General features: G+C 63.7%; 12 protein-coding genes and 1 pseudogene. 4 read left to right on the forward strand and 9 right to left on the reverse strand.

Going from position 1 to position 12,073, the window contains the following annotated elements; translation table 11 throughout:
- On the reverse strand, nucleotides 1-940 hold a 940-nt coding region (locus KXJ60_RS05310; protein ID WP_291124818.1), incomplete at its 3' end, for an aldehyde dehydrogenase family protein.
- A gap of 113 nt (nucleotides 941-1,053) precedes the next feature.
- Nucleotides 1,054-1,665 (reverse strand): annotated as a pseudogene (locus KXJ60_RS05315) (ATP-binding protein); the annotation flags it as partial.
- A gap of 535 nt (nucleotides 1,666-2,200) precedes the next feature.
- Between KXJ60_RS05315 and KXJ60_RS05320 the strand changes: the two are divergent.
- The 3 genes from KXJ60_RS05320 (at nucleotide 2,201) to KXJ60_RS05330 (ending at nucleotide 3,801) form a co-directional block, all read left to right on the forward strand.
- Nucleotides 2,201-2,428 (forward strand): hypothetical protein, encoded by a 228-nt coding sequence (locus KXJ60_RS05320; protein WP_291124820.1) that lies wholly within the window; start codon nucleotides 2,201-2,203, stop codon nucleotides 2,426-2,428.
- Between the two features lie 42 nt (nucleotides 2,429-2,470).
- Nucleotides 2,471-2,752 (forward strand): helix-turn-helix transcriptional regulator, encoded by a 282-nt coding sequence (locus KXJ60_RS05325; protein WP_291124822.1) that lies wholly within the window; start codon nucleotides 2,471-2,473, stop codon nucleotides 2,750-2,752.
- 107 nt (nucleotides 2,753-2,859) lie between these two features.
- On the forward strand, nucleotides 2,860-3,801 hold the full coding sequence (locus KXJ60_RS05330; RefSeq protein ID WP_291124824.1) for a reverse transcriptase family protein: 942 nt from the start codon (nucleotides 2,860-2,862) through the stop codon (nucleotides 3,799-3,801).
- A 23-nt stretch (nucleotides 3,802-3,824) separates the two neighbouring features.
- Here KXJ60_RS05330 and KXJ60_RS05335 read toward each other — a convergent pair whose 3' ends face one another.
- Complete coding sequence (locus tag KXJ60_RS05335; protein ID WP_291124826.1) at nucleotides 3,825-4,142, reverse strand: helix-turn-helix transcriptional regulator; 318 nt, start codon at nucleotides 4,140-4,142, stop codon at nucleotides 3,825-3,827.
- 197 nt (nucleotides 4,143-4,339) lie between these two features.
- Between KXJ60_RS05335 and KXJ60_RS05340 the strand changes: the two genes are divergently transcribed.
- Entirely contained in the window at nucleotides 4,340-5,092 is a 753-nt protein-coding gene (locus tag KXJ60_RS05340) for a hypothetical protein (protein ID WP_291124828.1), read from the forward strand.
- 133 nt (nucleotides 5,093-5,225) lie between these two features.
- Here the strand turns inward: KXJ60_RS05340 and KXJ60_RS05345 are convergent, their stop codons facing one another.
- From KXJ60_RS05345 to KXJ60_RS05370, 6 genes are all read right to left on the reverse strand, one after another.
- On the reverse strand, nucleotides 5,226-6,410 hold the full coding sequence (locus KXJ60_RS05345; protein ID WP_291124830.1) for an acetyl-CoA C-acyltransferase: 1,185 nt from the start codon (nucleotides 6,408-6,410) through the stop codon (nucleotides 5,226-5,228).
- Nucleotides 6,411-6,517: 107 nt separating this feature from the next.
- Nucleotides 6,518-7,162: a 3-hydroxyacyl-CoA dehydrogenase family protein gene (locus KXJ60_RS05350; RefSeq protein WP_291124832.1), complete on the reverse strand. Its 645-nt coding sequence runs from the start codon at nucleotides 7,160-7,162 to the stop codon at nucleotides 6,518-6,520.
- A 574-nt stretch (nucleotides 7,163-7,736) separates the two neighbouring features.
- Nucleotides 7,737-8,729, reverse strand: coding sequence for a 4-hydroxythreonine-4-phosphate dehydrogenase PdxA (locus tag KXJ60_RS05355; RefSeq protein ID WP_291124834.1), 993 nt, complete (start codon nucleotides 8,727-8,729; stop codon nucleotides 7,737-7,739).
- The gene (locus KXJ60_RS05360) at nucleotides 8,726-9,772 is read right to left on the reverse strand and encodes a TRAP transporter substrate-binding protein (protein ID WP_291124836.1); all 1,047 of its coding nucleotides are present in this window, start codon (nucleotides 9,770-9,772) and stop codon (nucleotides 8,726-8,728) included. The genes KXJ60_RS05355 and KXJ60_RS05360 overlap by 4 nt, the downstream gene beginning before the upstream one ends.
- Nucleotides 9,773-9,846: 74 nt before the next feature.
- Nucleotides 9,847-11,295 carry an NAD-dependent succinate-semialdehyde dehydrogenase gene (locus tag KXJ60_RS05365; protein ID WP_291124838.1) on the reverse strand — a complete coding sequence of 483 codons (1,449 nt, stop codon included), beginning with the start codon at nucleotides 11,293-11,295 and terminating at the stop codon, nucleotides 9,847-9,849.
- 11 nt (nucleotides 11,296-11,306) lie between these two features.
- Nucleotides 11,307-12,065 carry a glucose 1-dehydrogenase gene (locus KXJ60_RS05370; RefSeq protein ID WP_291124840.1) on the reverse strand — a complete coding sequence of 253 codons (759 nt, stop codon included), beginning with the start codon at nucleotides 12,063-12,065 and terminating at the stop codon, nucleotides 11,307-11,309.
- Between the last annotated feature and the right edge of the window lie 8 nt (nucleotides 12,066-12,073).

Below are 12,073 nucleotides of genomic sequence, written 5' to 3' on the forward strand. Positions count from 1 at the left end.
CCGCCAGGCCGGCGGCGTGCTTCACGAGCGCGGCCGAAAACTCCTTGGCGATGCTCTCGTGCACCAGAAAGCGCGTGGGCGAAATGCACACCTGCCCCGCGTTGCGGAACTTGGCGCCGCCGGCGGTTTTCACGGCCAGCGCCACATCGGCGTCTTCGGCCACGATCACCGGCGCGTGGCCGCCCAGCTCCATGGTCACGCGCTTCATGTGCTGGCCGGCCATGGCCGCGAGCTGCTTGCCCACCGGCGTGGAGCCGGTGAACGTGATCTTGCGGATGACGGGGTGCGCGATCAGGTAGCTGGAGATGTCCGACGGCGTGCCGTACACCAGGCCCAGCACGCCGGCGGGCAGGCCGGCGTCGGCAAAGGCGCGCACCAGCTCGGCGGGCGCGGCCGGGGTTTCTTCCGGGGCTTTCACGATCATCGAGCAGCCGGTGGCCAATGCCGCCGCGAGCTTGCGCACGACCTGGTTGATCGGGAAGTTCCAAGGCGTGAAGGCGGCCACGGGGCCGATCGGGTCCTTGAGCACCATCTGGCGCATGGCCAGGCTGCCGCGCGAAGGCACGATGCGGCCGTACACGCGCAGGCCTTCGTCGGCAAACCAGTCAATGATGTCGGCGCCGGCGAGCACCTCGCCCTTGGCCTCGGCCAGCGGCTTGCCCTGTTCTTGTGTCAGCAGCGCGGCAATGGCGCCCGCGCGCTCGCGCAGCAGCGCGGCGGCCGCGCGCATGGTCTTGGAGCGGGTGATGGCCGGCGTGTCGCGCCAGGTCTCAAAGCCTTTTTGGGCGGCGGCCAGGGCCAGGTCCAGGTCGGCCTGGCGGGCATGGGCCACACGACCGATTTCCTTGCCGGTGGCCGGGTTGAACACGGCCAGCGACTCGCCCGCCTTGGCCTCGCGCCATTCGCCCTGAATGAAGAGCTGGGTGTTGGGGTAGGTCATGGCGGTCTCCTTTTGGGAATGGGGGAAAGGGGGTTGGGCGGAAAGGGGGAAACCATACCAGCAGACCGCCGCCACGCCGTGGCCGGGGATTTCCCGCGGCCTGCGCCCGGGGCTCAGCCGCCCACTTTGAGCACGCGCCGGTACTGCACCGCTTCGGCTACGTGCGCCACACCCACCGCCTCCAGCCCGGCCAGGTCGGCAATGGTGCGCGCCACGCGCAGCGCGCGGTGGGTGCCGCGCGCGCTCCAGCCCAGGCGGGCGGCGGCGGTGTGCATGAACTTGAGCGCCGCCGTTTCGGCGTTCACGTGCGCGTCCAGCGCCTGGCCGGCCAGGGCCTGGTTGGGTGAACCCTGCCGGCGCTGGGCGAGTGCGCGCGCGGCCTGCACGCGTTCGCGGATCGACGCGCTGGGCTCGCCCGCCACGCCGTGCAGCAGGTCGTTGGCCGGCAGCGCGGGCACTTCCACGTGCAGGTCGATGCGGTCGAGCAGCGGGCCGCTGAGCTTGCCCTGGTAGCGGGCCACCTGGTCGGGCGTGTCGCGGCAGGCTTTGGTGGGATGGCCCAGAAAGCCGCAGGGGCAGGGGTTCATGGCGCCCACCAGCTGAAAGCGCGCGGGGAACTCGCTCTGCATGGCCGCGCGCGAAATGCGGATGTGGCCGCTCTCCAGCGGTTCGCGCAGGGCTTCCAGCGCTGCGCGCGGAAATTCGGGGAGCTCGTCCATGTATATAGCCGGCGAACTCATAGATTAAGTAAAAAAATGATTAGTTATCAATAAGTTATTCTTGATCTAACAGTTAAGGAAGTAGATGGAATAGTGACTGGGGAGTAACTTGAGGACCGCCTAGCGGAATTTTGTCCAAGAGGCAATATTTTTGCCAAACAGCGGCTTCTGTGCTCTAATTCGTTTTGGGCGAGCGTTTCGCTCGTGTGTTCTTCAAGTTGTAGATAGTTTTTTCTCCAGTTCGTCTGAGATAGGACCGTTTCACGCTGGCATGAGCTGGCGCTAGATGGGACCAACATCTGGCTATTGCGTGGGCGTGGGTGACCGCGAGCACGTAGCGAGGTGTCGAACTTCCCGCGATCAGCGGCAGCAGGTGGCAATCAGCGGCTCTTCTGAGCAGTGGATGTCGACCGGCAGCCTGTCTAGTGCGGAAAGGGCGGCTAAAACCTCTTTCGTCGGTGGTGGGTCTTGAGGTGTTGAGCGACTCCTTTCCGGTCATTGCTCTTGGGCGGCAGGCATGTGCCTGGTATGGAGAACGCAGATGCGTAACTTGAAGAAGCAGCTTCAAGAGCTCGAAGAGCTCTTGGATCTGACCCACGGTCAGCTCAACACCGAAGTGCGAGCAGTTATGAAGTTCAAGATCGGCCAGCTCAAAAAGCAGGCCGATGAAGCAGATGCCATCGATCAGTGGCGAATCGCGTCAGAAGCCGCACAGCTTTTGGCGTCACTGCTGAGCATCGTCACGAATGTGATGACGCTTTTGAAGTGAATGAGCGCGAGCACACAAGACCCACACTTTTGTTGCCATCACATGAAAATCGGGAAAGCACTGAAGCTCTGTCGGACCGCAAAGGCGCTATCTTTAGAGACTGTTGCTGAGCGCGCGGGCATCTCAGTTTCCTACCTGTCTCGATTGGAAAATGACAAGCGTGAGCCCACACTGGCGCTTATCGGAAAAGTGGCGGAGGCGCTCGATGTTCCGGTTCCTATAGTCATCTTCCTGGCCTCGGACAGCAGCGAGCTCGAAGGCTTGGACAAGGAGACTGCGCAACGCTTTTCCAAACTGGCTCTCGACTTGCTTAGGCAGGAATGAGCGCTCCAAAATACCTTCGCGACCGACTGCAGTCGGTTGACTCCCTGCGGCACCCTCTGGGCATGGAGCCAAGTCAGCTCCATAGACTTGCAAGAAGCGCTTCCCGCATGTACTTTGTCGCGAAGACTGTCCTGAAGGACGATGGCACAGAGCGCACCCTCTACGACACACGCCAACCACTCAAAACCGTATTGCACCGTATCAACGCGCACTTCCTACGGCAGGTTGTATATCCCGAATATTTGACGGGTGGAGTGCCTGGAAAAGATTACACCGATAGCGTGAAAATCCACGTTGGTGCCAGAACGGTGGTCAAGGAAGACATCTCGAAGTTTTACCCAAGCGTGAGCTTTGACGTAGTGCGCGACATCTGGGGGAGGTTCTTTGGCTTTGCTGATGAAGTGGCAGAGTTGTTGGCCATGCTTACGACGCGAGATGGGCACCTTGAGCAGGGGGCGCCTACAAGTGGCTATCTAGCGAACTTGGCATTGTGGGATGTCGAGTCAAAACTCATCACCAAGCTAGATTCAATTGGAGTGACACGATACTCTCGACACGTCGACGACATCACTTTGTCAAGCGCCGAGCACTTGAGCTCTCAGCGCATTGATTGGGTGGTACGAGCAGTCTCAGCGGCCTTGGCAACGAAAGGACTTCTTGTGCACACAGGCAAGCACGAGGTGATGCAAGCAGACGGCCAGATCAAGATACTCAAGCTCGTCGGGAACGCGAAACCGTCACTTCCTCCAAAAGAACGCTCGCGGGTCCGGGCGCTGGTTCACAACTTTTGTCAGCGAGTCGACGCGGGCGGTTCGCAGGAAGAGCTGGAGCAGCTGCTTCCTCGTGTCCGCGGTCAAGCGTACAAGGTCAAGCGCTTCCATCTCCGCAGTGGGGGGCAACTAGTCGAGCGAGTAGCCCAAGCGGCTTCACTGCTTGAGGACCGTAGAAGTAAGTCGCCTCCACGCATCTCTCATATCGGATCACATCTGGATGATTCCGATTGGCTGAGCGAGCATCCACCGGTGGGTGGGGCTCCATGGGAGTTGTAGAAAGCCGTAAAGTTGCAGCTTGCTTACTTGCGGAGAGATGTCGTTTTCGAGCTTTTCGTGGGGCTGCGGCGCTTCCAAGCCTTAGTCAGGGACTCTCGTGAAGATAGTTCTGCGTCAAGCTGACTGACAAAGTCGGCGAACGGCACAGCCATGGCCGCCAGCCATGCCCGAAGCTCAACTACATCCAATCGCCGGACGCCACGCTCCACCTTGCTCACGTCGCTCTGTTGGATGCCCAACACCTTCGCCAACTCCGCCTGGGTAGTGCCCAAGTCGATTCGGACTGCGCGAAGCTGTTCAATAAAGACTTTGCGGACGTCGGAATGGGGAGGGAACTTCATCGAACCACTTGCTGGAGGAGTGGCTCAAGGATCAATGCCGGATTAGACTATGCGAAAATCGACTAAAATCTCTGCCCGATCTTCCGTTGCATTCGCTGAAACCGCGAGGCGATAGTTGGGCAGACGGCCGCAACGAACCGCAACCTTGTGGCACGCAGCACTGCGTGCCGGGAGGGTTTCAGCCGGAGGTGGGCAACGTGAAGAGTCTTGGCATTCGTGACGACATCCGCCGTCAAGCGGTAGGGCTATTGCTTGCTCACCGGGAGGGGCTTCACTATTCTGAGCTTCACCGCATGCTCCGTGAGTCGACTCCGTCGTTTAATACCGGGACGATCAATTCGTCTCTGTGGAGCTTGGAGGTCATACTCCCGAATGAAGTGTGGAAGCCCTCAAAAGGGCTGTACATGCACTGCCATTTCAAAGATTCCGAAGTCATCGAGGATTCGGGAAAGGCTAACGGGAACACGGCCTCAAGAGTGCGCGAGAGCGCCTTCTATCGCACCTTCGCCGACTGGCTAAAAAATGAAGCGGAAGAAGTAACGCATGCGATCCCACTGGGAGGCAACGTTTTCCGTGATCGATGGGGCACGCCCGATGTCATCGGCAAGCGTGAGTCCCGTCGAAGTGATGTGATTAAGGCGCCTACCGAGATAGTGGCAGCTGAGATCAAGGTAGACACGATGCAGTTAGTCACAGCCTTCGGGCAAGCCTGTGCCTACCGGCTGTTCTGCCATCGCTCATATCTCGTTATTCCGCAACAGGCCAACGAGGACGAGATCGCGAGACTCGACGCCCTCTGTGAGATATCAGGAATTGCGTTGGTGACGTTTGATTCAGACGCTCCAGGAACCCCTGCCTTCAAGGTGTTGGTGCGTCCCCGGCATCACCAGCCGGATCTGTTCTATACAAACCGATACTTAGCTTTGATTGAGCGTGAGTTGTTCTCCTAGCCTGGTCACTGATGTCCAAGGAATCCTTGCTCATGAACGGCAACGCGCTGTGCCCGATGTGTGCCCAGCTTGTGCTGCCCAAAAAATGTTGCCGAGATGATCGTGCCGAGGATGCTGCAAGTGTCAATACTGACTAGGCAACTTCAAAAAGTGCCGAGGCTCCCATACCGCCGCCTACGCACATGGCGACCACCACGTACTTGACGCCGCGCCGCCGGCCTTCAATCAATGCGTGGCCAACAAGGCGCGAACCGGTCATGCCGTAGGGGTGGCCTACGGAAATACCGCCACCGTCGACGTTGTAGAGGGCCGGGTCGATGCCGAGCTGATCTCGGCAGTACAGGGCCTGACAGGCAAACGCTTCGTTCAGTTCCCATAGCCCTACGTCGCCAATTTTCAAGCCGCAATTCGCCATCAGCTTGGGAATCGAATGGAGCGGTCCGATCCCCATCTCCTCCGGCGTACAGCCGGCGACCGTCATGCCCCGGTAGATGCCGAGCACTGGCAACCCCCGTCGGTGTGCCATGGAGGCTTCCATCAACACACACGCCGAGGCCCCGTCGGACAGCTGGCTGGCATTCCCGGCCGTTACGCTGCCGCCTTCAATCACCGGCTTCAGTGCCGAAAGGCTGTCCAGCGTCGTGTCCGGCCGGCTGCCTTCGTCGTGGTCAAGGCGCACCGGGTGGTGGCCAACCTCTCCCGTGGTTGGGTTCCTGACCGTCATGACCGTCTCGAACGGGACGATTTCCTCCCTGAATCTGCCTTGCGCTTGGGCCGACGCCGTGCGGCGCTGAGATTCGAGCGCATAAGCGTCCTGTGCCTCGCGACTGATGCCATACCGGGCAGCGACGAATTCTGCGGTTTTGAGCATGGGCATGTAGGCGTGCTGCACATGCCGCGCCACTTGTGGGTCGACTTCGGCAGACGCCCAATCGAAGTAGCGCTTCTGCACGGCACTGATGTTTTCCTGCCCGCCCGCGACCACCACATTCATTCCATCCACGACGATCTGTTTGGCCGCAGTGGCGATGGCCATGAGGCCGGAGGCGCATTGCCGGTCGATGGTCTGCGCAGCGACGGTGACGGGCAGGCCAGCGGCCAGCACACCGTTGCGCGCGATGTTCATGCCCGCAGTGCCGGCAGCGAGCACGGTGCCGATCACTGCGTCGTCGATCTCTTCGGCGTCGACACGCGCGCGCTGGACCGCATGCGCGATTGCATGACCCAGCAGGGTAGGTGACCTGGTGTGGTTCAGTGCCCCTTTGAACGCGCGCCCGATGCCGGTGCGTGCCGTCGACACGATGACCGCTTCTCTCATGTTGCGCGCCTCCAGTCGCTGATCCGTTGTCCCCGCGTCGCCAGCTCGGTGAGCAGCCGGCTCGGCGTCCAGTAGCCGAAGGCATTGCCCCGCACCTGCGCGAAGTGCTACATACCCGCCAGGACCCGCTCCAATCCGATCTCGTCGGCCATGAATAGCGGCCCGCCCTGGTGATCGGGGAAACCGTAGCCCGCGGTCCAGATCACGTCCACATCCCCGGGCTGGTAGGCGATCCCTTCGTCCAGGATCTTCACGGCCTCATTGATCATCGGATAGAAGAGTCTTTCCACGATTTCCTCCCGGGGGATGTCCGCGCGCTGCGGGATGCCATGTTCGGCCGCCACGGCGCGCGCCAGGTGGGCGGCGTCCGGGTCGGGCAAGGCCTGGCGACCTTCGTATCGGTAGTACCCAGTGCCGGATTTCTGGCCGAAGCGCCCCAACTCGAACAGCCGGCGCACCAGGGCGCGGTAGCTCGGATCGGGTGGCAGCCCGCCCGCCTTGCCGTACTCGATCACGGTCTTGGCGCCGACGTCGATGCCGGCCATGTCCAGCATGCGGCAAGGACCCATTGCCATGCCGAGGGCCTCCACCGCGCCGTCGACGTCGGAGGGCGTGGCGCCCTCCATCAACAGGAACTCGGCTTCGCGCGTGTAGACCTCGGCCATTCGGTTGCCGATGAAGCCGTAGCAGACACCTGACACCACACCGACCTTGCCGATCCGCTTCGCGAGCTGCATGACGGTGGCGAGCACCTGTGGTGCCGTCTCGGCGCCACGAACAGCCGCACCACTGTCCAGACACCGTCGTCGGCGAAGCGCAGCCTGGGGTCGAGCACCGTCTGCGCATCGATGCGGGTGCCCAGCCGCGTCTCCAGTTCCGCGCGGTCGAACTGCAGCGTGGCATCGCGCGCGAACCGCAGTCCGTCGGCGTAGCCCCACACCTCCATGCCCGCGGGCATGAACGTCATGTGCCGGGGTATGTAGGCCACGGGGCAGGGTTGATCCTCGCGAAGCCGGGGCTCGCAGCGGCCACCCACCTCGTCCAGCACCATGCTGAGCCGGGGCCCGTGCTCACTGCCCAGTGGATGGACGACGCGACCCTTGCATTGAAAGTCGGTCACGGCGAGGTGCACACCGCCCCAATGGCGTTCGGCTCTGGCAATGCCCACCACGTTCTCGGGCAGGGCCGGTGGGCTCGGGTCGAAGGGTGTCGGTGGCTCGGTGTCGATCGTCTGATCGTGGGTTCGCAATGAAGATATGGCCGTACTATGAAGGAGCCTCACCTTGCGATGAGAGAACCGCGGAAATCCCGTGGTCCTGCGTGGGGCTACTGTTCGATGGGTGAGCGGGCGGATGGCGTTGAAGGTCCATGCGCGGCACGGCCTGTGCTCACCAACTGGATGGAGCGCAGCACGGCTTCGGGTTCGGCGATGCCCTGGCCCGCGATGTCCATCGCGCTGCCGTGGCCCACGCTGCACAGCAGCACACCCGCTCCCACCGACAGCGCGCTGGCGGCCTTGGGCGACAGCAGCTTGATGGGGATGTGTCCCTGGTCGTGAAAGATCGCCACGTACAGGTCATGCCCGCCTTCGGACAGCAGCGTGTCGGCACCGGCGGGGTTGCTCACCCGGTATCCCTCGGCGCGCAGCTTCTCCACCGCGGGCACCACCATCTGCGCATCCTCCGGCCCGAACAGCTCGCCTTCGGACGCATGCGGGTTGATGCCGAACATGCCGATGCGTGGCGAGGCCACACCCAGGCGCGTGCACGCCAGGGCGCCGGCGCGGGCCGCACGCACGATGAGATCGGTGTGCAGCCGGTCCAGCGCGGTGCGAACGCTCTCATGCAGCGTCACGTGCACGATGCGCAGCCCACCGCCCACGAGCATGAGGAACACCGAATCGGTCGGTTGCCCACACACCCGCGCCACCAGCGAGGGATAGCCGCTGAAAGCGATGCCGGCCTGGGCGATGGCGGTTTCGTGGTGCGGGCAGGCGATGACCGCGTCGCAATCGCCCGCCTGCACGGCCCGGATGGCGGCGGTGGCGCTGGCCACGGCCGATGCGCCTGCCGCTGCGTCGATGCGCCCGGGCGCGATCGCACTGGCCTCGAGCGTGCCCGCCTCGTGGTGCCGCACGCCGGCCAGCACGTCGTTCAGCCCCAGCTGATGCGCGGTGCGGCGCAGAACCTCGCCCGGACCGAACACGGAGAAGCGCTCCCTCTCGGCCTGCGGCAACGCCGCGAGCGCCTTGAGCGCAATCTCCGGCCCGATGCCGTTCGGGTCTCCCAGCGCGATGGCCAGGCGCGCGCCGCCGCTCATGCCACCCTGTGCTTGGCAATGAGCGCCTTGGCGCCGGCCAACAGTTTTTCGCCGTCCTGCCCGCGCCGGTTCATTTCCTGCACCCACTCGCTGGAGATGCCGCCGGTCAATTTGACGAACTCGGCGGCCTCGGCGTCGGTGAACACATGCACCTTGTTGCCGCGGTCGGTTGCCATCTTGCGGCTGACCGGATCCTGGTCCTGTTGCACCTTGCCGAACCAGGCGGAGGTTTCCATGCCCGAGTTGTCGTCGATCACTTTGCGCAGATCGGGCGGCAGCCCGGCGTACCTGTTCTTGTTCATCACCATCACGAAAGCGGTGTTGTAGAGAGCAGGCTTGCCCTGCGCGAACTCGCTGTGGTGCTGCACCAGCTCATGCACCTTGACCGATGGAATCACCTCCCAGGGCAAGGCCGCGCCGTCGATGACTCCCTTGGACAGCGCGTCGGGAATCTGCGGCAAGGGAAGGCCGATTGCGGAGGCGCCTGCCGCCGTGAGCAGTTTCGTGGCCTGCCGCGTCGGCCCGCGCATCTTCAGGCCCCGCAGGTCGGCGGCGCTGATGATCGGCTTCGTTTTGGAATGCAGAACGCCCGGGCCGTGGGTGTGGAATGCCAGTGGCTGCACGTCCTTGAACTCGTCGGCCGCGTGCGTCTGCAGGTACTCCCAGGCCGCGCGCGAGGCGCCGATCGCGTCCACCGTCATGAACGGCAGCTCGAACACCTCGGTGCGCGGGAAGCGGCCTGGGGTCAGCCCGGCCAGTGTCCAGACGATGTCGACCACGCCGTCGCGAGCCTGGTCGTACAGCTGCCCGGGCGAGCCACCCAGTTGCATGGCCGGGTAGCCCTCGAACTTGATGCGGCCGCCCGCGTCCTTCTCGACCTTGTTCATCCACGCCTTGTGCGCGTTGAGGTACACGTTGGAGGTGGGTGCCATGAAGGTGTGGAACTTCAGGGTGACGGCTTGCTGGGCCAGGGCGCCGAGGCCGGGCAGGCCAAGGGTGGCGGCTGCCGTGGCCGATTTGATCAGGGTTCTTCGTTGCATCATGAATGTGTCTCCGTGGGTGGATGGGAAAAAGCGTTCCAGCTCCCTGGGTGCCGCAGGCTTGTTGTGGGTGGTGTTCAAGCCGGGCTGGCCTGAGACACGAATTTGGTGGTGAGGTAACCGTCGAAGGTCTCGCTGCCGCCCTCGCTGCCGATGCCGCTGTCCTTCACGCCGCCGAAGGGCGTTTCGGCTAGGGTGATGCCGAAGTGGTTCACGTTGACCATGCCCACTTCCAGACCATCGACCATGCGTTCCGAGGTCTTGATGGACCCGGTGAACACGAAGCCGGTGAGGCCGAAGGGCAGGGCGTTGGCGCGTTGCAGAACCTCGTCGGTGTTCCTGAAGCGGGTGATCGGGGCGACCGGCCCGAAGGGCTCTTCCACCATCAGGCGCGCGTCGTCCGGGATGTCGGTGAGGATCGTGGGTGGGTAGAAGTAGCCAGGCCCCGGCAGGCGCGCGCCGCCACTGGCCAGTTTGGCGCCGCGCTCGAGCGCATCGGCCACGAAGCCTTCCATGGCATCCACGCGCCGCAGATGCGCCAGCGGTCCCATCTGCGTGGACTTGTCCATGCCGTCGCCCACCTTGAGGCCACCATACGCCTTGGTGAACGTGTCGAGGAAGCGGTCGTAGACCCTCTCCTGCACGAAGAAGCGGCTGGGGGCAATGCACAGCTGGCCGGCATTGCGCGCCTTGAAGCGCGCCAGCAGGTTCGCCGCGTCGTCCACGTCGGCGTCGTCGAACACCACCACCGGCGAATGCCCGCCCAGCTCCATGCTGATGCGCTTCATGTGCAGGCCGGCCAGCGCCGCCAGCTGTTTGCCCACGGGCACCGAGCCCGTGAAGGACACCTTGCGCGAAATCGGAGAGCGGATGAGGTGGTCCGACACGTCGGCGGGCACGCCCCACACGATGTTGAGCACGCCCGGCGGCAGGCCCGCGTCGTGGAACATCTGCGCCAGCGCCGTCACCGCGCCGGGCGAGTCTTCCGGACCTTTCAGCACCAGCGTGCAGCCGGCACCGATGGCGGCCGCCATCTTTCGAATGGCCTGGTTGAACGGAAAGTTCCAGGGCGTGAAGGCAACGCACACGCCCACCGGCTCGCGCAGCACCAGCTGGCGCACATGCGGCAATCGTGGCGGAATCACGCGGCCGTAAATGCGGCGGCATTCCTCGGCGTGCCATTCGGCGTGTTCGGCGCAGGTGGTGACCTCCAGCAGGGCTTCGCTCAGCGGTTTTCCCTGATCCAGGGTGATCTGTGCGGCGATGTGGGGCGCGCGTTCCCGCGTGAGCTCGGCCACGCGGCGCAGCACGCGGGAGCGCTCCAGCGGAGAGCTCTTGCGCCAGCCTTCGAAAGCGCGTTGCGCGGCGAGCAGTGCGCGGTCCAGGTCGTCCCGCCTGGCGTGCGGCAGCGACCCGATGACCTGGCCATTGGCCGGGTTGACGATGTCCTGGCGCGGACGGTCGCCGCCCTCGATGAACTCGCCATCGATGTAGAGGAACGGCGCGGTGTAGTTGGTGTTGCTCATGGGCATGCGGCTCAGATGAAGACCGAGCCGCCGTCCACGGCGATGGTCTGGCCCGTGATGAAGCCAGCGCCGTCGCTGGCCAGGAAGAGCAGGGCCGCCACCAGGTCGTTGGGAACCTGGTCGCGCTGCAGCGAGCGGCTGGTCTTGCGGACCACGTCGCCCATCTTGCTGTGAAGGTCGTTCTCCAGCACGCCGTCGCTCAGCGTGAAGCCGGGTGCGATGGCGTTGACGGTGATCTCGTCCTTGCCCAGTTCGCGGGCCAGCGAGCGCGTGAACGCGATGACGGCACCCTTGCTTGCCACGTAGTGCAGCATGTTGGGTGTGCCCTTGATCGGCGTGGTGGACGCGATGTTCACGATGCGGCCGAAGCCGTTCTTGCGCATTTGTGGCACGGCCGCCTTGGCGCAGACGAAGGGGCCCAGCGTGTTGACTTCCATCACGCGCATCCATTCGGCTTCGGTGATCTGGTCGAAGGGCTTGAGCGCGAGCGTCGTGAACAGGCCGGCGTTGTTGACCAGCACGTCGAAGCGGCCGAAGGCCTTGACGGTCTGCTCGACCATCTGCGCGACCTGATCGGGCTTGATCACGTCGGTCTGCGTGCCGATGGCCTGCAGGCCCTGCGCGGTGAGCCGCTCGGCGGCCTCGGCCGCGCCGCGCAGATCGGCGATGACGACACGGTGGCCGGACTTCGCCAGGGCTTCTGAAAAGGCGAAGCCGATGCCGCTGGCGCCGCCGGTCACCGCGATGACCCGGGATGTGGTTGCTGTCATGGGTTGTC

The sequence above is a fragment of the Hydrogenophaga sp. genome, from assembly GCF_019264445.1.
GTDB lineage: Bacteria > Pseudomonadota > Gammaproteobacteria > Burkholderiales > Burkholderiaceae_C > Hydrogenophaga.